This is a genomic window from Sphaerimonospora cavernae (genome assembly GCF_042435035.1).
GTDB classification, from domain to species: Bacteria; Actinomycetota; Actinomycetes; order Streptosporangiales; family Streptosporangiaceae; genus Sphaerimonospora; species Sphaerimonospora cavernae.
In genome coordinates, this window is record NZ_JBHMQT010000044.1 from 405,202 (window position 1) to 424,129 (window position 18,928).

The window sequence follows — 18,928 nt, forward strand, 5'->3', positions numbered from 1 at the left end:
AGGGCCGGGCGAAATGGCCTACGAAGCTCTCCGGTGGTCTGCGAAACTTTCGCGGTGACGACCAACGAAGGGGATTGGGAGCAGCGGATCGCGACCCTGTGGGCTGCCATCGACGACCACGAGCCCGAGGAGTTTCTCGCGAAGGTCCGCGAGCTGACCTCAGAACGCGTGCCGGATGACGCGAACGCGCTGTTCGAGCTGGCCTCGGCGAACGACTCAACCGGCCACGGCGACCAGGCCGCCCCGCTCTACCGGCAGGCCCTCGACATCGGGCTGACGGGTGAGCGGCGGCGGCGGGCCGTTATCCAGTTGGCCAGCACCCTGCGCAACCTCGGCCGGGTCGAGGAGAGCGTGGCCCTGCTGACCGCCGAACGGGAGGCCGGATCGGATCACCTCGATGACGCGGTCGCCGCGTTCCTGGCCCTGGCGCTCGCCGACGCCGGGCGGGAGAGGGAGGCCGCCTCGCTCGCGCTCGGCGCGCTGGCCCGTCATCTGCCCAGGTACAACCGCTCCCTCGCCTACTACGCCCAAGCCCTGCTCGACACCCCCGAACCCGCATGACCCCCTTGGTCGGGGAGTCGGGTTTACGAATGACATGAACGTGTCATGACCCTTCGTAGCGCTTTTGCGGATCGGGCGGTCGAAGGAGGACGCGCGTGATGGGGACATCGGCGGCCGGAGTGCTGGCGGCGGCCCCGCTGGGAGGGGAGGGCTGGTCCGAGGTCGTCAAACTGGGGTTGGCGTTCGTCCTGTCCGCGCTCATCGGGTTGGAACGGGAGTGGCGGAACAAGAGCGCCGGCCTGCGCACCCACACCCTGGTAGGGGTCGGCGCGGCGCTGTTCATGCTGGTCTCCAAGTACGGCTTCGGCGATGTGATCACCTCCGAACTCGTGGTGCTGGACCCGTCCCGGATGGCCGCCCAGATCGTCTCCGGGATCGGTTTCATCGGCGGTGGTGTGATCTTCGTGCGGCGGGACGCGGTGCGCGGGCTGACGACGGCCGCCGTCGTGTGGGTGGTCGCGGCGGTCGGGGCGGCGGCCGGGGCCGGTCTGCCCATCCTGGCCACGGGGGTGGCCGTCGGGCACTTCCTCGTGGTGTTCGGGCTGACCCCGATCGCCAACCGGCTTCCCCGCCCGGCCCGGCTGCCGTTCCAGCTCCGGCTGACCTACCTGGAGATCTCCGAGGCGCTGCCGGAGGTGTTGGAGACCTGTCGCCGCCGGAAGTTCACCGTCTCCGACGTCAGCGTCGAACGGTCCGCCTTTCACGTCGAACACGGCCACCTCATGGAGGCCGGCCGTGACAACGGCCGGGAGCATCTGCTGGGGGAGCAGATCGCCGGATCGTCCAAGACGTCGGCGGTGCTGTCCATGCGGGGGACCGGTTCGATCCCCGACCTGGTGGCCGAGGTGGCGGCCCTGCCGGGGATCGTCACCGTCAGCGGCGGCGTCACCGAGACCCCCAACGAATGACACGGCCCGTCCGCTCATCGGTGTGCTCACCGCCGTCTCGGTGGGCGCGGCGAGCATCCTGGTCCTGCTGACCCTTCTGGCCATCACTGTCGCGCTCAAGCGAATGTTTCGCGAAGCTCTGGCGAGCCCGCCACTGACGTGACACTCCCTAGCTCTTGCAGATGTTCTGGGTGGCGGTCCGGGCCGAGGGGGTCGCCGTGGGCGTGGGGGAGGAGGCCGCCACAGGAGCGACCGTCACCTTCTTGACGGTGTTGTGCTGCTGGCCGAGGACGACCTCGATGCCGGAGACGTCCGGCTGCTCGCGCAGCTCTGAGCCGGGGAACGCGGCGGCGACCGTGCGGGCCGAGTCCTCCCGGCCCGGCGGATAGCGGACCACGGTGCTCGCGAAATCGTGCTTGGCCGTGTTGCCGGGTGTCGACGGCACCTGGAACCCGGCGGCGACGAGAGCGGTCTTCGTGCGGGCGCCCAGCCCCGTGAGCGTCGTCCCGTTGAGCACGCGGACCGCGATCCGCTCCGGCGCGATCGTGAGCGCGGTCGGCGACGGCGACGGTGCCGGCTGCCCCGACGGCCTGGCGGAGGCCGAGGCGGAAGCCGTACCGGAGGGCTTGGGCGACGTCTCGATCAGGGGTTGGTCCTTGGCGATGCGCTGGAAGAGCTCCTGCGCGGCCGACTTGTCCCACAGCACCGCGGACTCGCCGGTCGGTGTCCGGTAGTTCACGTCGGCCAGCGGCACGGTCGCGAACGCCACGTCGTCGGTCGAGACGCTCTTGAGCTGGTTGGCCAACCCGAGCAGGTCGTCCGCCAGGGCCTTGTCGACGGTGATCGCCTTGAGTGCCGAGCCGACCATCCCGGTGAGCCTCGCCGGGTTGCTCAGCGTGCCGCCGCTGATCGCCTTGCTCAGCAGGGCCGAGATCACCTGCTGCTGCCGGTCGATCCGGTCGAGGTCGGACCGGGCCGTGGCACGAGTACGCGCGTAGGCCAGCGCGTTGACGCCGTCCAGGTTGTGCGTCCCGGGCTGCATGGTGAGCCGGGTCTTCGGGTCGTCGATCGGCACCGGGGTGCAGACGGTCACGCCGCCGAGCGAGTCCACGACATCGATGAAGCCGAGCACGTTGACCTCGATGTAGTGGTTGATGCGCAGTCCCGTCACCTGCTCGACGGTTCGTACGGCCAGTCTGGCGCCGCCGAACTGATAGGCGGCATTGATCTTGTGGGTGCCCTTGCCGGGGATCTCGGTCCAGGTGTCTCTGGGCAGGCTGACGACCGTCACCCGCTCGTGATCCTCCGACAGGTGGATGACCATCATCGTGTCTGTGCGCTGACCGACCTCGCGGCCGAGATGGAGCTGGTTCTGCTGCTTTCTGCTGAGGTCGTCCCGTTTGTCGACGCCGACCAGGAGGATGTTCATCGCGCCGCGTGGTCCGGCGCCACCCGCGGTTCCGGCGTCCACTGACTGGATCTGCTTGGCGGCGTAACCGGACGCCAGCCACAGTCCGCCGGAGCCGATCAGCACAACTCCCGAAAGGGTGCCGGAGATAATGACCGATCGGAGATTTGTCCGTTTTTGGCGGGCGCGTCGGGCTGCGATCTTGACCCCGCCGTAGCCGTCGCCGCCTATGCGGACGCCGGAGTCCTCCTCTTGGTCGCCAGGCATTCCCGTCCTCCGGTTGCCGCCTCCACCCCCCCGTACAGTAGCGTGAGCGCAACCATGAAGCCCTTTTCCGACTCGCGCCAGCAGAGTCAGACGCCCACGCGCGGCTGGCCACCGGTCTCCGTGATCATGCCGGTGCTCAACGAGGAGCGGCACCTGCGCGAAGCCGTACGGCAGGTCTTGGACCAGGACTACGAGGGCCCGTTGGAGGTCGTCCTCAGCGTCGGCCCGTCCAAGGACCGCACGCAGGAGGTGGCCGACGCGATCGCCGCGGAGGACCCGCGCGTCATCGTCGTGCCCAACCCGACCGGTCGCACCCCGAACGCGTTGAACGCGGCCATCGTCGCGTCCCACAACCAGATCGTGGCCCGGGTCGACGGACACGCGATGCTGCCCCGCGACTACCTCCGCACGGCCGTGGAGACTCTGGAGACCACCGGGGCCGACAACGTCGGCGGCATCATGGCGGCCGAGGGCATCACCCCGTTCGAACAGGCCGTCGCGTGCGCGATGACCTCGAAGATCGGTGTAGGCAACGCGCGTTTCCACACCGGGGGACAGGCCGGCCCGGCCGACACCGTCTATCTGGGCGTCTTCCGCCGTACGGCACTGGACCGGGTCAGCGGCTACGACGAGCATTTCCAGCGCGCGCAGGATTGGGAGATGAACCACCGCATCCGGGAGACCGGCGGCCTGGTCTGGTTCCAGCCGCGCATGCGGGTCACCTACCGTCCGCGGCCCAACGTCCGCGCGCTGGCCAAGCAGTACTTCCATTACGGCAGATGGCGTCGCGTGGTCGCGCGCACCCACCAGGGCACGATCAATTTACGTTATCTGGCGCCGCCCGCCGCGGTGGCGGCCATCGCGCTCGGCCTCGTGGTCTCGCCGTTCTTCTGGCCCGGGTTATTGATCCCCGGCGGCTACGTCGCGGCGATCATCGCCGGCTCCGTCGCCACCGGCCGGGGTCTGCCGGCGGCCGCGCTGGTACGGCTCCCGCTCGTGTACGCGGCCATGCACCTGTCGTGGGGCACGGGCTTCCTGACCAGCCCGCCCAGCCTCAGCAAGCAGCCGTCCGGCAGTCAGCGGGTCGGCAGGTCGAGCCAGGAGGCCGAGCGGGTCGGCCTAGAGGACCTCTTTGAAGACTGACGTGTCCAGGGTGAAGTCGATCGGGTCGGGAATGTAGATCTCCCGCCCGAACGTCACCGTCGAGATCACCTGGTAGCGGCCCTCCTTGGGCTCGCTGAACACGGTCACCGTCCCAGACTCGGCGAGGGGGTCGATGAGCAGCATCACGGGGACGCCGCCGCGCGCGTAGATGTCCGGCTTCAACTCCCGGTCGTCGTGGGCGCTGCCCGGGGAGACGACCTCGGCGACCAGCTTCAGACCGGACGACAGCAACTCCCTGCCACCCCAGCGGGTGCAGTTCACCGGGGCGAGCACGAAGTCGGGCACGACCGGTTCGTGCGTGCCATCGATGCACACATCGACGTTGCGCGTCCAGGCATGCCAACCGCGCTCGTCGATGATCGGGATGAGCGACTCGAAAAGCTGCATAGCCGCCCTGGCATGCTCGATGGTGCCCAAGCGGCTTACGGTCAGTCGACCGTCGATGATCTCTGCGCGGAGACACTCAAGGGGAGGCAGCGCGTCGAACAGCGCGCGAGGTGTGCTGGGCAGTGGCCGACCGGGAACCGGCGCCAGCGCCGGGCCGAGCGAAGTTTCCGAGTCCGCGACCATGGTTCGCACATCCCTTCGTATCCATGTCGATACGCACTGTAGACAACGCGAGTATTGCACCTGTCCCTGACAAGCGCATTCCTATGCGTGTACGGGCTCTCGCCGGGCCGCCCGGGCACAGGCGGTCTTGATCGCCTCCTCGAAGCGTGCCGGGGAGTCCCGGTGGTCCGGGCCGCCGAGCAGGTGGGCGCGCAGCCGCCGCCGGTCTTCCGCCATGACGTCCTCGCCGTCCCCGAGCAGGCGGAGGATGCCGTCGAGCTCGTCGAGATCCCCGGTGAGCAGGTAGGCCGCCTCGGTGCTCGGATAACGCGTGCGGAACTCCGCGTCCGGCAACCCGGCGACATTCGTGACGACGTACGGCTTGCCGCTGGCCAGGAAATCGGACACGACGCTCGATATGTCGGAGATGAGCAGGTCGGCGTCGTTGAAGCAGTCGTACAGGGCGGGCTCAGATTTGGTGACGGCCACATGTGGCACGGCCGAGCCCCCCGCTGAGCCGTCCGATGAACCCTCCGCCGCACGCAGCATCGCCATGATCTTCCGGTGGGCGGCGCGGGCGGCGGCCGACCGGTGGCCGGTCAGCGGGTGGGGCTTGTAGATCAACCGGACGCCCTGTCCCAGCAGGGCGCGCACCAGCGCCGGGCCCATCGTGACGATCGACGTGTGGAACAGGTCGTCGCTCCAGCCCTCCCAGGTCGGCGCGTAGAGAACCGTGCGGTACGGCACGGCCCCCTCGACGTACGGGCTCGTGCTCGCGATGCCGGCGAGCTGGGGGCGGCCGACCTCGGCGATGTCCTCGTCACGGACGCCCACGTCCGCGCGGCGGTATCTGTCGCGTCCGGCCGGACCGGCCACCCACACCTCGTCGTACACCCTGGTGAACGGGTTGAACGAGGCCTCCTTGTCGCTGTCGCCGTGGCCGATGAACACGCTGCGGATCCCCGGCACCCGCAGCATGTGGATGTTGTTGCCGGTGTTCGCGGGGAACAGGGCGACCCGGGCCGAGTCGAACCCCCGGAAGCTCATCAGGTCCACCGACGAGGGGACGCACACCACGGGCAGCGTCGTCGGACCCAGCGCGGCGACCATGGCGCGCTCCCGGAGGACGACGAGCACCCGCAGACCGATCCGCTCCAGCGTGCCGAGCCACATCGTGGCCTGGTAGGTCGCGCTGCGCGGCCCGGAGAAGTAGAGCAGCACCTCCGGCCGGTAGGCCCGCACCCGATCCTCCACGGCCGCGACGATCCGCCCGCGGTCACGCAGGTGCCAGGCCCGGCGCAGACAGACCACGAGGGCGGCCACCGCGGCCGTCTCGATCAGGAGCGCCGTGCCCGCTCCGGCCACACCCGGCAGACCGGCGGCCGTGCCGTACTCGCCGGACGGCCCGCCGACCGACTGGCCGAACGACCAGACGAGCGTGCCGAAGGCGGCCAGCCCGACGGGCAGCGCGTCCAGATACAGCAGGCGCAGGCCACGCCATCGGACGAGCGCCTTCGGCGGCGGCGGGGGGATGCGCAGCGACGGCAGGTCGAGGTTCCTGGTCGTCATCGGCATCAGTTCGTGGCACCGGTGCAACTGGTTGGCGAGCCCGGTCTGCACGGCCCGCGCCCCCTGGAACAGGAACAGCCCCCCGGCGAGCAGCACGAACCACCGGGTCCGGATCCCGGGCGTCCGCGCGAGCAGCAGTACGGCGGCCGCCTCCCGCGTCATGAACCGGAGCGTCGTGCCCAGATGGGCCCGGCCGAGCGCGTCGGCCGCCCGTTTCGGCAGTGCTATCTCCGCCGCGTACGAAAGCGGCACCAGCGCGGCGAACGCCCACGGCAGCGGCCACAGCGCCGCCGCCGTCAGCGCCGGATAGGAAGCGAGCAGCAGTCCGGTGAGCAGGGCGTTGCGCCCCTTGAGCCATCCCCCCATGCCTCGCTGCCTACCCACCACGGCAGCCGTTTGATCATCGTGTCATCGCAGGTCAAACCATCTCAGACACGGCTCAGTCGTACATCCACGACCTGCCCGGTGAGGCGGGACAGGAGGACGTCGAGGCTGGTGCGGGCGACGGCCTCGGCCGACAGCAGGGTCGTGGCGGGTTCGTCGCCGAAGGCGCGCAGGCGCATGGGAGTGGCGGTCCGCTCCGGGTTGACGCAGTTGACCCGGACCCCGTGGCCGGCCCACTCGTCGGCGAGCGCCTGTGTGAGGTTCACGACGGCGGCTTTGGAAGAGGAGTAGAGGCTGTAGGCCGCCCGGCCGCGCGTGTAGGACGAGGAGGTGTACAGCAGCAGGTGTCCGTCGCTCTCCGCGAGGTACTTGAACGACGCGCGGGCGACGTTGATCGGTCCGAGGTAGTTGACCCCGACCGTCTCCTCGATGACGTGCGGGCCCGCCTCGTCGAGCCTGCCCATGTGCAGTACGGCGGCGGTGTTGACGACGTAGTCGATCCGGCCGGTCTCGCCGTACACGCGGGCGAGGGCGTCGGCCACCGCCGCCGGGTCCTCGACCCGGACGCCGTTCTGGGTGCGGGAGAACGAGTGGACGGCCGCGCCGTACCCCTTGGCGAGCTCCACGATCTCCGCGCCGATGCCGTAGCTCCCGCCGAAGACGACCAGCGTGCGCCCGGCCAGGCCGTCGCGGTAGGCGTCGCCGGTCAGGGCCGGAGCGGTGCTCTCGGCGAGTTGGAAGAGCTTGTCGGCGATGAACACGTCGACGGGGTGGGTGACCTTCATGTTGTGCTCGCTGCCGGGCACGATGTAGATCGGCACGTCGGGCAGGTAGCGCAGCACCACGCCGCAGTCGTCGGTCGCCGGCCGCTCGGCGAAGGCCGGGTCGGCGAACGCGCGCTCGTACGCCGCCCGGATCACCGACAGCCGGAAGCACTGCGGGGTCTGCCCGCGCCGCAGCAGCGAGCGGTCGGGGATGTCGCGGATGATCTCTCCGCGTGGGCCGGGGGCGGCGACCACGATCGTGTCGGCGGACGGGATCGCCACCTCGACGGCCTCGTACCGTTCGAGCGCCGCGACGCACTCGCTGATGATCCGCGGCTCGACCAGCGGCCGGACCGCGTCGTGCAGCAGCACGTCGCATTCGGCGTCACCGATGGCGCGCAGGGCCAGCCAGGTCGACTCGGTACGGCTCGCGCCGCCCTCGACGACCTTGGTGACCTTCCGGTAGCCGTTCCGGCGCACCAGTTCCTCGGCCTCGCCGACGAAGCCGGGGGCCATCAGCACGACCACCTCGTCGATCTCCGGATGGCCGTCGAACACGTCGATGGTGTGCTCCAGGATCGTCTTACCGGCGATCTTCAGAAGCTGCTTGGGGGTGTTGAGGCCGATCCGCTGGCCGACACCGCCGGCCAGCACCACCCCGACCCTGCGCAGACGCGATTCCGCGATCATGTTTTCCTCCCCGCATCCGAAGATACCGGGGCACCAGGCGGGGAAAGGTGATTGCCACCACGTGATCGCTCGGTTACTTTGCGAGGTGAGCATGCGGTGACCGAGGTGAATTCGGAATGTCAATGCGGGCCGATCCGGACAGATCCGGCACGGCGCCGGGGATGAATCCAGGCGGTGACGCGGTGGCGGTGGTCCTGGCGACCACACCGGCCGCCGATCTGCCCTGCCCAGACGGCGCCAGTCTCCTGGAGCGGCTCACCCGCCAGCTCGTCACGCTGCCCGTCCGGGACGTCCACGTGGTGGCCAGACCGGACGGCACCCGCCCGTACGCGGCCGGGCCGTACGAAGTGCCCCACAGGCTGCCGGACACCATGAGCGACGGGCTCGCCGAAGACCTGCGGGTCGTGGCCAAGACGGCCAGGACCGCCACGTCACCGGTGATCGTGCTCGTGGCCGACGTCGTCGCCCACACCGAGGCCCTGGCCACGCTGGTCGCGGGCCCCTCCCGGCTCACCGGAGCCATCGTCGGGCCCATCGTCGGGGCCACGGCCGAGGCCGGTGAGCGGTCCCCGCTGCACCCGCCCGTACGGACGGAGTCGGGCCGGGTCGTGTCGGCGGGCAACTCCTTTCACGAGGTCGAGCGGGCCGACGGCGTCTTCGGCGGTGTGCTCCAGGTGGGGGAGGCGCACCTGACGAGCCTCGCCGAGGTGGCGGAGGAGCTGGCCGACCTGGCGGAGCGCCGTCGTCTCGGCCGGGTGAGCGACGCCGAGGTGCCCGACCTGCTGCTGGCCGGGCTCGTACGCTCCGGGGTGCCGGTCCGATCCGTCACGGTCGGCGCGCTGCGCTGTGACCGGGTGGCCGACAGCGCCGGGGCGGAGATGGCGATCAGCGGCCTGGCCGGGGTCGACGAGTCGCGGGCCCGGCTGGACGCGGCCGTCAAGACCGGCGACGGCTTCTTCACGACCTTCTTCGTCAGCTCCTGGTCGCGTCATCTCGTACGGCTCGCGGCCATGCTGGGGCTGACGCCCAACGCCGTCACCGGCATCTCGGTGGGCCTGGCGCTCATCGCGGCGATCTGGTTCTCCGACGGGCATCGGACGGGCCTGGTGGTCGGCGCCGTCGCGCTCTACCTGTCGTTCGTGCTCGACTGCGTCGACGGGCAGCTCGCCCGCTACACGCGGCGGTTCTCGACTCTGGGCGGCTGGCTCGACGGGATCTGCGACCGGCTGAAGGAGTACGTCGTGCTCGCCGGGCTGGCCTTCGGCTACCAGGCGCAGTCGGGCGAGCCCGGCGGCGTGTGGCCGCTCGCGGTGGCCGCGGTGATCCTCCAGGTGGTGCGGCACATGGTCGACTTCTCCTATGCCGGAGCCGTGGCCGACTCCGGCGCCGGGCACACCGCCGGGCCGCGTCGCCCCCTCGCCGAGCCCCGAGACGGGCCCAGGGACGAGCCCAGGGACGAGCCCCGGGACGGGCTGCTCCTGACCGAGCCGCGGGACGAGCCTCGGGGTGGGCCGGACAAGCCGGTCCGGATCACGACATCCCAGGCCGGGCCCTCCCAAGCCCTGCCGGGCAAGGTCACCTCGGGTGAGGCGGCCGCCTCGGTCGCGTCTCCACGCGCGCGGAGCGCGGCGTACTGGCTCAGAAAGATCATCGTGCTGCCGATCGGGGAGCGGATGGCGCTGATCGCGATCACGGCGGCCCTGTTCGACGCGCGGGTGACGTTCCTGGCCCTCCTCGGCTGGGGCGTGGTCGCGCTGGCCTACATGTCGGCCGGCCGGATCAGGAGGTCGTTCGGATGAGCATGGCATCCGCGGACACGACGGCGGCGCCACGCGGCACCGTGGTGGCCTACCGTGACGACGGGCCGCTGGCCCGGGCCATGGCCCTGCTGATCTCCGGTCAGCTCCCGCCACTCCCACCCGTGATCGCGGGTGCCTTCGTGACGGGCGCCCTGCTGCTCGCGGGGGCGACGGGACGCGACGATCTCGCCATGTTCGCCCCGGCCGTGCTCCTGCTGCTGGCCGGATCGGGCGGCGCCCACGCGCACGACGGCCGTCTCGACTGGCTGGTGCCGCCGATCCTGCGGCTCACGGAGTACGGTTTCATCACGGCCGTCGGCTTCGGCCGGTCCATCTCCCCGGTGCTGATCTTCGCGCTGCTCGGAGCGCTGGCCTTCCACCACTACGACGTCGTCTACCGGGTGCGGCAGCATGTCTGTCCGCCCCCGTGGCTGGCCGCGGTCGGGCTGGGCTGGGACGGCCGGCTGCTCATCGTCGCGGTCGCGGGCCTGTTCGACACGGTGACCATGGCGTTCGTGCTGCTGGCCGGATACCTGTGGGGCGTGTTCGGCTGGGAGAGCGTAACCTGCTGGGGCGCCACGCCGGGGGGTGGGGCCGCCGCGTCGGGAGGTGGGACGGCGGTGCCGGGAGCCCAAGAATGACTGTGTGGGCGGGGGGATTACGCGCACTGTGCCGAAAGCCAACTAACCTTTGGGGTTACTGCCTCACGCTCGACCTCAAGGAGTGCGCGAAATTGCTCGGAATGGTGCTGGCCGCCGGGGCCGGACGTCGCCTGCGGCCGTACACCGACACGCTGCCCAAGGCGCTGGTGCCGGTCGACGGTGAGACCACGATCCTCGACATCGCTCTGCGCAACCTCTCGGCGGTCGGCCTCCGCGACGTCGTCGTCATCATCGGCTATCAGGCCCAGGCGGTGCACGACCGCAAGGCCGACCTGGAGAGCCGCCACGGCGTCACGCTGACGCTGGTCCACAACGACAAGGCCGAGGAGTGGAACAACGCCTACTCCCTGTGGTGCGCCCGCGACTACTTCGCCCAGGGCGCGCTGCTGGTCAACGGCGACACCGTGCACCCCGTGTCGGTGGAACGGACCCTGCTCGCGGCCGAGAACGACGGCTCGGACATCCTGCTCGCCGTGGACGACGTGAAGTCGCTCGCCGACGAGGAGATGAAGGTCACACTCACCGGCGGCCGCCTCAAGGGGATCACCAAGCTGATGGATCCCACCGAGGCGTACGGCGAGTACATCGGCGCGACGCTCATCCGGCCCGGCGCCGCCGACCGGCTGGCCGACGCGCTGCGGACGACCTTCGAGCGGGACCCGCAGCTCTACTACGAGGACGGCTACCAGGAGATGGTCGACCGCGGTGAGAAGATCACGGTGGCGCCCATCGGCAAGGTCGAGTGGGTCGAGGTGGACAACCACGACGACCTCGCGAAGGCCCGTGAGATCGCATGGCGATACTGATCCTCACGGGTCTCCACGGGTCCCGGCGAGGAGATCTTCCCCGCGCTTCCACGGACGACCTCCCTTCCGGCCGCCCGCGGGCCCCTATCGTCGTCTGAGGAGTTCTGATGCCGATTTTGGCAAGGATGCTGCCGGCCCCCCTCACGATGGAGGTGCGACGGGGCGCGATCGCGCAGCTCGGCTCGCTGCTCGCCGACAGCCGGGTGGCCACCTCCGGGCAGGTGGCGATCGCGGTCGGCCCGAACCAGGGTGACCGGATCGCCGAGACGATCGCCCCTTCGCTCGGCGACGCCAAGGTCTTCCGGGTGGCCGATGGAACGGTCGACGCAGCCATCGCGCTCGGCGGCGATCTGCGCAAGGGCGCGTTCGAGGCGGTCGTCGGAATCGGCGGCGGCAAGACGATCGACGCCACGAAGTACGCCGCGTCGCTGGCCGGGATCCCGATGGTCGCGGTGGCCACCAACCTCTCACACGACGGCATCTGCTCGCCCGTGGCCTCCCTCGTGCACGACGGGGGCAAACCCTCCTTCGGCGTGCCGATGCCTCTGGCGATCATGGTGGACCTCGACTTCGTCCACGACGCCCCGCCGTCCCTCGTACGGGCCGGGGTCGGCGACGTGCTCGCGAACCTGTCCGCGATCGAGGACTGGCAACTGGGCAGGACCGAGCGCGGCGAGCCCATCGACGGAGTGGCGATCTCCATGGCCCGCACCGCAGCGGAGGCGGTGCTCGGGCGCTCCGACTCCATCGAGTCCGACGCGTTCCTGACCGTCCTGGCCGAGGCGTTGATCCTCTCGGGTATGTCGATGGTCATCGCCGGGTCGAGTCGGCCGGCCAGCGGCGGCGACCATGAGATCATGCATGCCGTGGACCAGCTCTTCCCCGGGACCGCCAGCCACGGCGAGCTGGCGGGGATCGGCACGGCCTTCTGCTTCTTCCTCCGTGAGGACGCCCACCGGCTCGGTCAGGTCAGGGGCTGCCTGCGGCGGCACGGGCTGCCCGTCACCCCCGGCGAGGTCGGCCTGTCGAACGAACAGTTCACCGAGGCCGTCATGCTGGCCCCGAGCACCCGGCCCGGTCGTTACACCATCCTCGAGCACCTTCGCCTGTCTGAGGCCGAGGTCAGGGCGAAAGTTGAGGACTATGTCCGCGCCATCGGTCGCTGAACTCCGCGCGGTCGCCCAGCCGCAGACCACGATGGATCGCCGCAGCGGCGAACACTGGGCCGGCCTGCTGTACATGAGGCGGCTGTCCATCTACGCCACCTGGCTGCTGGCCAAGACGCCGATCACACCCAACCAGGTGACCGGCCTGATGATCGGCTGCGGTGTGGCGGCCGGAGCCGTACTGGCCCTGCCGGGGATCTGGGCGGCTCTGGGCGCCGCGCTGCTGATCCAGGTCTATCTGCTGCTCGACTGCTCGGACGGCGAGCTGGCCCGATGGACGGGCCGCACGTCGATCACCGGGGTCTACCTCGACCGGGTGGGGCACTACTTCGCCGAGGCCGCGCTGCTCATCGGTCTGGGTTTCCGGGCCTCGCAGGTGGTGCCGGACTGGTACACGGTGCTCGGCTTCGCCGCCGCGCTGGGCGCGATCCTGATCAAGTCGGAGACCGACCTGGTCGACGTGGCCCGGGCCCGGTCCGGGCTGGTCGCCGCGACCGAGGCGCAGGCGGGGCAGTTCGCCTCCCGCCGGCTCGGCCTTGCCCGCAGGATCGTCGGGGCGACCCGGTTCCACCGGTTGATCCAGGCGGTCGAGCTGTCGCTGATCGTCGTGATCGTGGCCGTGCTCGACCTGTGGTTCCCCGCCACCCGGGTGCTGGTCGTCGCCTGTGCCGCCGTCGCGGGGATCCAGCTCGTGCTGCACCTGGTGAGCATCCTCGCGTCGCGGCGGTTGTCGTGACCACGCGGGGACGGGGGCGGGGATGGGGGCGTCGATATCCTCCTGGGAACTGTCGCGGCTTCACCTGCGGTTCGGTAACAGTTCGCTGGCAGTTCCGATACCCTTTTGCTTCAGTGTATTCCTCAGCGATACGCGGCGGATTCCGGATGGCCTGGCCACACAGACTCGGTGATCATGAAATCGTGTGCAGTGCGCCCAACGTCGAGGCGATGACGCCGTGAAGATTTCGTGTGTCATCCTCACCATGGGCAACAGGACCGCCGAGCTCGACCGTGCGGTCACGTCCGCGCTCACGCAGGCCGACGCCGACGTCGAGGTGGTGGTCGTCGGGAACGGCGCCGATGTTCCCGAGCTCACGGCCCGGCCGCTGCCGGGTTCCGCCGCCGCGGTCAAGACCGTACGGCTCCCGCGGAACGTCGGCATTCCGGAGGGGCGCAACCACGGCGTGCAGGAATGCACCGGAGACATCGTCCTCTTCCTCGACGACGACGGGTGGTACGCCGACTCCGCGGTCGCGGCGCACGTCCGCGACCGGTTCGCGCATGAGCCGGACCTCGCCGCGATCTCGTTCCGGGTGATGGACCCGGAGGGCGGCTCGGTGCAGCGGCGGCACGTGCCCCGGCTGCGCGCCGGCGACCCTGAGCGGTCGTCTCCGGTGACGACCTTCCTCGGCGGCGCCTGCGCGATCAGGAAGTCCGCTTTCCTGCAGGTGGGCGGGCTTCCGGAGCGGTTCTTCTACGCGCATGAGGAGACCGACCTGGCCTGGCGGCTGCTGGGCGAGGGCTACCGGATCGAGTACGACGCGCAGACCGTGATGTATCACCCGCTGGTGCTGCCGAGCCGGCACGCGGACTTCTACCGGCTGAACGCCCGCAACCGGGTCTGGCTGGCGCGCCGCAATCTGCCCTGGCTGCTCGCCGCGTGCTATCTGCTCAACTGGATCGTCCTCACGCTCGTCCGTGAGCGGTCCGCGACGGCGATCAAGGCGTGGTTCCGCGGCTTCGCCGAAGGGCTGCGCGAGCCGGCCGGTGACCGCCGCCCGATGGCCTGGCGCACCGCCTGGCGCATGCTCCGCCTCGGCCGCCCGCCCATCGTTTAGGTCATGCCTCCTCGGCGGCGGCGAACTCCATCGCCACGCGTTTGACGGTGGTGGTCATCAGGGCGTGCTTGGGCAGGCCGAGCTCGCTCAACTCCTTCGCGACCGGGTGGTTTCCCAGCCTGATCAGCGCGCCACCCGGTCGCCAGCGGATGCCGCTCGGGCGCACGATCCAGGGGACGCGACGGGTGACCCCGTCGGTGTGCGTGTAGGCGTCGATCATTTCGATGTCGTCCCGGCCGCCCGGCAGCGCCGCAGGTGGCGGCAGCGGGATGCCCGGCCGGATCAGCAGGTCGACGACCAGTCGGCCGTCCTTGCGCACGATGCACCGCTTGTACGGTGTCGCGAGGCGGAGGTCGATCTCCGCCAGTTCCTTGGGGAACCCCCAGATGCTTCGACCCGCCTCCAGCGTGAAGCCCTGGGTGACCGGCAGCCAGTGGATGAAGGCGCCGCCTCCGGTCGCGCCCAGATCTTTCAGACCGGCCAGCGGTCCACGCCGGGGCGGCGGTCCCGCCTCCGGCGGCCGTACGAGGAACCCCACGCCGAACTCGTTGTAGGCGTCCAGGTCGGAGTCCCGATACTGCACGAACAGCAGCATGCAGACGGCCCTGCCGGGCAGCACCTCGGTGACGTCCATCCCGGAGTAGGCGAGAACCGCCCGGGCGGGATCGGCCCGCACGAGATAGGTGGCGGCGCAGAGCGAGGCGTCCCGCACCTTCACCGGCATGTCCACCCGGCGTCCCTGAACAAGATGGCTGGCGTGGCTCGGCATGGCGTCGCGTGGTGACATGACTCCAAGTACAGCAAGCCCGGCGGTCGGATGACAGCCGTATCCTCCGGCGGGTCACGACCTGCACCCGGCTCTACGGGATCACAAGGGGGTGATCGCCGGGCAGGAGGGGCGAATCACCTCGCCTGTCCGGCATATGTCTGTGTCTGCTGCGAATGGGGCTGCTGTGCCTGGGATTGCTCTGGTTGTGCGGGGGGCTGCTGGACGCGCGGCCTGCGGTAGAGCCAGGTCAGCCTTGGTTCGAGCAGATAGCGGAACACGGTGCGGGTGATCGGCAGGCACAGCACGATGGACAGCGCGAACGTGGTGAAGGCGATCGTCGCCACCCCGAGCGGGCCGTACAGCCAGGGGAAGCTCAGCCAGCCCATCTGCTTTGCGATCAGAACGGGCACGCCGTGGAGCAGGTAGCAGTACAACGTGCGGGTGCCGAGGTCGGTGAACCACGTCTCCCTGCGGGGGATCAGTGACAGCACGGCCGTCGACATGGCGAGTGCGGCGGCGAGCAGGGCGACCCGCAGCGCCATGCCCTTCCACCAGACCAGGTGCAGTTGGTGATAGCTGTTCTTCCAGTAGATCGGGCCGAGCTTGACCGTGTAGTTCTTCACGAGGTAGATGGCCACCGCGGCGGCGACGACCAGTACGATCACGGACAGCACCCGCACCCAGCGCTGCCGGAGGAACTCGAAGAACTCGGGCTTGAGCACGAGGCCGATGACGAAGAACGGCATGAGCCCGAAGAAACGGTCCATGCTGAAGTCGCCGCTCAGGTTGGAGAAGCCCGCGAACAGGTAGATGGCCACGGCGATGGGCACGGGGTAGCGCATGCGCTTCCAGACCGGCGTGGACAGCCGCCAGAACAGCAGCGCCACCAGGTACCAGTTCAGCCAGGCCGGATCCATGATCGTGAGGGACCACTTCTGCCCCAGTGCGGTGCGGAGTAAGGCGTAGCCCACCTCGACGATCACGTACGGCACCACGAACGTGTCGACCAACTTGTTGGTCTTGGCGTTGGAGTTCCAGAAGTTCTTGGACAGGTAACCGCTGATGATGACGAACAGCGGCATGTGGAAGACGTAGACGAACAGGTAGGTCGCCCGTGCCGAGTGGGCGGCCAGGGTCGGCACCAGTGAGTGGCCCAGTGGCACCAGGGCGATCAGGAGAAACTTGACGTTGTCCAGATAGGGATCGCGCTGCCGCCTGCGGGAAGGCCGCGGGGCGGGATCCGGCTCCGGATCCGCCTGCCGCTCGTGATCCGTCTGTCGATTCCGATTCTGGTCGGCGGGCGGGTGGAGGAAGCCGAACCCGCCCTGACGGGCCGCTTGGCGCCCACCGAAGGGGTCGGCCTCCGGGCCTCTGGGAAACCCTTGGAGCCCATGGGGCTCAGGCGTGGCGTCCGGGCGACCTGAGTCGTCTCCGTCATCCCAGGTCCTGGCCGGCACCCAGGCGGGCAGCGGGGGTGGCGCCCCCTCGGCGAGCGCGTCCTCCCTTGAGTCCCCCGGGCCGCCGGATCTGCCCGCCGGAGGCGGCCCCGCCGAGGTCCGATGCCACGGGTCCCACTGCACGGGCGGCGGTGCGGCCTCGCCCGCGAGATCCGGCCACTGCGGCGCATGGAACTGAGACGGCTGGATCTCCGTCGCCGGGCCGCCCTGGTCCCAGTCCCCGTACGGCTCGGGCCGGTCGAAGGCCGCCGAGGGAGCTGAAGGAGTTGCGGGGTCGGGATGACCGTCCCGGGAGGTGGAGAAGTAGTTGAACTCGGCGGAGGCCGGGGAATCGTCTGGCGTCCCGCCGAGCCCGGCGGCACCCCGCCTGCGCGGGCGTCGGACCGGCAGGGGCTCCTTGTCGAGCTGCGCCCACGCCGCGGCGTCCGGCCCGGACGGATCATCCGGTCGGGCCGGGTTGTCTGGGTTGTCTGGATTGTCCGAGGCGCCGAGTGGGCCCGGCGTGGCCGGGGGTGTCGAGGCGGCCGTGGCCGCGGGAGCCGAGGTGCTGGGGGAGCCCGAGGTGCTGGGGAAGCCCGAGGTCGAGGGGCCGGGGGCGTTCTTCGCGCGCGCGTGATCGTCGTCGTCCGCCGGGCCCGGCCACTCCGCGGTGATCCGGCTGATCACGCCGGTGGGGGCCTCCTCCTCGGCATCGGGGGTGACGCCGGACTGCGGGACTTGGACCGGAGGGCGATGACGGATGTCGCTCACGAGAGAAACGCTCAGCTATCTGTTGGAGGCTCGGGCTGGTGGGGCTCGGAGGGACGACCGCGCCCCGCGAATCCTCGGATCGTGCGACGCGGTCCTGTTCGGACACTAGCGAAGGCGGCCCGGCACATCACCCTGAACGGGCGAACAAGGCGCGTTCGCCGATCACCAACCCTAACGTTCCCAAGAACGACTGTCGCCTCTGGGGCGAAACGTAACCGAGGCGACACCCAGCCCCCGTCCCGTGATCTTGCAGTTTCTCGCACGCCACCCTCCTGGCCTGCGTGAATCTCAATCGTGATCTTGCAGTTTCTCGCACCCGAGCGCTCTGGCCTGCGCCTATACCGTTCATGATCTTGCAGTCGTCAGTGCAAGATCATGAACGGCGTTTCCGCTGCTCAGGGCGTACGCCTGCGAGAAACTGCAAGATCATGGAACGCGAAATGCCTGGTCAGGGCTCGACGTGCGAGCATTCGCAAGATCACGGGATTGGGGGTGGGGGTTAGGGTCGGGAGATGGAAATATCGGTCACGTCTTGCACGCCAGGCATCTCCTTGAAGATCTTTCGGAGCTCGGCCATCGCCGGCGGCTTCTTCAGCTTCACGTAGAACGTCTCGGCTGCGTGGCGGAGATCGTGCATGGCGGACCCGTTCTCATCCCAATAGGAGTGACGGAGCATCTTGAGGTAGTGGACCGGGTCCTCCAGGTAGACGGCCTCGACGTCGGGCAGGGCCTTGATGCGGTCGAAAACGGCGCGCTTCTCGTCCTCGGTCGGCCTTCCCCGCTTCACGCAGCCGAATGCCGGCAGGCTGCTCGGCTCCGGGCAGAGCGAGATCTCGATGTCCGCCTTGTCCCACCAGAAGCCATCCCTGGTCAGAAAGACGTCCGACACTCCCATCAGAGTCTCGAACCGGCTCTTCAGCGCCCGCCAGTCCCCGGAGCCGATGCGGGCCTGGTACGACTCCGGAAAGTCGATGAGGTCGGGTTCCTGCCCCCCGGTCGACCTTTCCCGGAAGTCCGACAGGGCCTCCTCCCGGCTCTTGAAACGGAGATCCCGTAGTTCGGGCACCGCCCTGAGGGTGGCCTCGATCTTCTGCTTGTCGGCGGCCGTGGCGGATCCTCCGTCACGGCAGGTCTTCCGGCCGGTGTCCAACCGGGTCCCCCCGCACAAATACACCGAAAGAGTGCCCATCTGGGGCCACGGGCCGTCCGGGGGCGGCAGCGGCCGGTTGGATTTCTCGTACAGATGCCAGCCGCCCACACCGAGTCCGGCCACCAGTGCCGCCGACAGCCCGACCACGACCAGAAGCCGTCGATGCGCCCTCGACCAGTTGACCGCCCAGGCGGCTGCCCGCTCACCCGGTCGCGGGCCGTCGTCCGGATCGGCGCCGAACGACAGTTCCTCACTCTGCGAAGATTCCGGAGTCGAGTGCATGCGGGGACT

Annotated in this window: 16 protein-coding genes; 9 read left to right on the forward strand and 7 right to left on the reverse strand. The window is 69.7% G+C overall.

Annotation, left to right across the window (positions count from 1 at the left end; translation table 11 throughout):
• Positions 1 to 54 precede the first annotated feature (54 nt).
• Together ACFHYQ_RS21945 and ACFHYQ_RS21950 are read left to right on the forward strand one after the other, a co-directional pair.
• Positions 55 to 561 (forward strand): tetratricopeptide repeat protein, encoded by a 507-nt coding sequence (locus ACFHYQ_RS21945; protein ID WP_394302997.1) that lies wholly within the window; start codon positions 55 to 57, stop codon positions 559 to 561.
• A 98-nt stretch (positions 562 to 659) separates the two neighbouring features.
• A complete protein-coding gene (locus tag ACFHYQ_RS21950) occupies positions 660 to 1,469 on the forward strand; it encodes an MgtC/SapB family protein (protein ID WP_394303033.1) in 810 nt (269 codons plus the stop codon).
• A 148-nt stretch (positions 1,470 to 1,617) separates the two neighbouring features.
• Here ACFHYQ_RS21950 and ACFHYQ_RS21955 read toward each other — a convergent pair whose 3' ends face one another.
• Entirely contained in the window at positions 1,618 to 3,123 is a 1,506-nt protein-coding gene (locus ACFHYQ_RS21955; protein ID WP_394302998.1) for an LCP family protein, read from the reverse strand.
• Positions 3,124 to 3,177: 54 nt separating this feature from the next.
• Here ACFHYQ_RS21955 and ACFHYQ_RS21960 point away from each other — a divergent pair, with 54 nt between their 5' ends.
• A complete protein-coding gene (locus tag ACFHYQ_RS21960; protein ID WP_394302999.1) occupies positions 3,178 to 4,266 on the forward strand; it encodes a glycosyltransferase family 2 protein in 1,089 nt (362 codons plus the stop codon).
• On the opposite strand, the gene ACFHYQ_RS21965 is transcribed toward ACFHYQ_RS21960, so the two are convergent.
• The 3 genes from ACFHYQ_RS21965 to ACFHYQ_RS21975 all read right to left on the reverse strand — a co-directional run bounded on the left by ACFHYQ_RS21965 (position 4,243) and on the right by ACFHYQ_RS21975 (position 8,243).
• Positions 4,243 to 4,857 (reverse strand): Uma2 family endonuclease, encoded by a 615-nt coding sequence (locus ACFHYQ_RS21965; RefSeq protein WP_394303000.1) that lies wholly within the window; start codon positions 4,855 to 4,857, stop codon positions 4,243 to 4,245. The two genes, ACFHYQ_RS21960 and ACFHYQ_RS21965, sit on opposite strands and share 24 nt — an antisense overlap.
• Before the next feature lie 81 nt (positions 4,858 to 4,938).
• Positions 4,939 to 6,771 carry a CDP-glycerol glycerophosphotransferase family protein gene (locus ACFHYQ_RS21970; protein WP_394303001.1) on the reverse strand — a complete coding sequence of 611 codons (1,833 nt, stop codon included), beginning with the start codon at positions 6,769 to 6,771 and terminating at the stop codon, positions 4,939 to 4,941.
• Positions 6,772 to 6,833: 62 nt separating this feature from the next.
• Positions 6,834 to 8,243, reverse strand: a complete 1,410-nt coding sequence (locus tag ACFHYQ_RS21975) for an SDR family NAD(P)-dependent oxidoreductase (RefSeq protein WP_394303002.1) — start codon at positions 8,241 to 8,243, stop codon at positions 6,834 to 6,836.
• 161 nt (positions 8,244 to 8,404) lie between these two features.
• On the opposite strand from ACFHYQ_RS21975, the gene ACFHYQ_RS21980 reads away from it, so the two are divergent.
• The 6 genes from ACFHYQ_RS21980 to ACFHYQ_RS22005 all read left to right on the forward strand — a co-directional run bounded on the left by ACFHYQ_RS21980 (position 8,405) and on the right by ACFHYQ_RS22005 (position 14,511).
• On the forward strand, positions 8,405 to 10,042 hold the full coding sequence (locus tag ACFHYQ_RS21980) for a CDP-alcohol phosphatidyltransferase family protein (RefSeq protein ID WP_394303003.1): 1,638 nt from the start codon (positions 8,405 to 8,407) through the stop codon (positions 10,040 to 10,042).
• Positions 10,039 to 10,683 (forward strand): DUF5941 domain-containing protein, encoded by a 645-nt coding sequence (locus ACFHYQ_RS21985; protein WP_394303004.1) that lies wholly within the window; start codon positions 10,039 to 10,041, stop codon positions 10,681 to 10,683. The genes ACFHYQ_RS21980 and ACFHYQ_RS21985 overlap by 4 nt, the downstream gene beginning before the upstream one ends.
• Positions 10,684 to 10,775: 92 nt before the next feature.
• Entirely contained in the window at positions 10,776 to 11,510 is a 735-nt protein-coding gene (locus ACFHYQ_RS21990; protein WP_394303005.1) for a phosphocholine cytidylyltransferase family protein, read from the forward strand.
• 125 nt (positions 11,511 to 11,635) lie between these two features.
• The gene (locus ACFHYQ_RS21995; protein WP_394303034.1) at positions 11,636 to 12,676 is read left to right on the forward strand and encodes an iron-containing alcohol dehydrogenase family protein; all 1,041 of its coding nucleotides are present in this window, start codon (positions 11,636 to 11,638) and stop codon (positions 12,674 to 12,676) included.
• Positions 12,654 to 13,412 (forward strand): CDP-alcohol phosphatidyltransferase family protein, encoded by a 759-nt coding sequence (locus ACFHYQ_RS22000; RefSeq protein WP_394303006.1) that lies wholly within the window; start codon positions 12,654 to 12,656, stop codon positions 13,410 to 13,412. The genes ACFHYQ_RS21995 and ACFHYQ_RS22000 overlap by 23 nt, the downstream gene beginning before the upstream one ends.
• A 217-nt stretch (positions 13,413 to 13,629) precedes the next feature.
• Complete coding sequence (locus tag ACFHYQ_RS22005; RefSeq protein WP_394303007.1) at positions 13,630 to 14,511, forward strand: glycosyltransferase family 2 protein; 882 nt, start codon at positions 13,630 to 13,632, stop codon at positions 14,509 to 14,511.
• A 1-nt stretch (position 14,512) separates the two neighbouring features.
• On the opposite strand, the gene ACFHYQ_RS22010 is transcribed toward ACFHYQ_RS22005, so the two are convergent.
• The 3 genes from ACFHYQ_RS22010 to ACFHYQ_RS22020 form a co-directional block, all read right to left on the reverse strand.
• Entirely contained in the window at positions 14,513 to 15,298 is a 786-nt protein-coding gene (locus tag ACFHYQ_RS22010; protein ID WP_394303008.1) for an acetoacetate decarboxylase family protein, read from the reverse strand.
• A 116-nt stretch (positions 15,299 to 15,414) separates the two neighbouring features.
• Positions 15,415 to 17,487, reverse strand: a complete 2,073-nt coding sequence (locus ACFHYQ_RS22015) for an acyltransferase family protein (protein ID WP_394303009.1) — start codon at positions 17,485 to 17,487, stop codon at positions 15,415 to 15,417.
• Between the two features lie 499 nt (positions 17,488 to 17,986).
• Entirely contained in the window at positions 17,987 to 18,919 is a 933-nt protein-coding gene (locus ACFHYQ_RS22020; protein WP_394303010.1) for a permease-like cell division protein FtsX, read from the reverse strand.
• Positions 18,920 to 18,928: the final 9 nt, after the last annotated feature.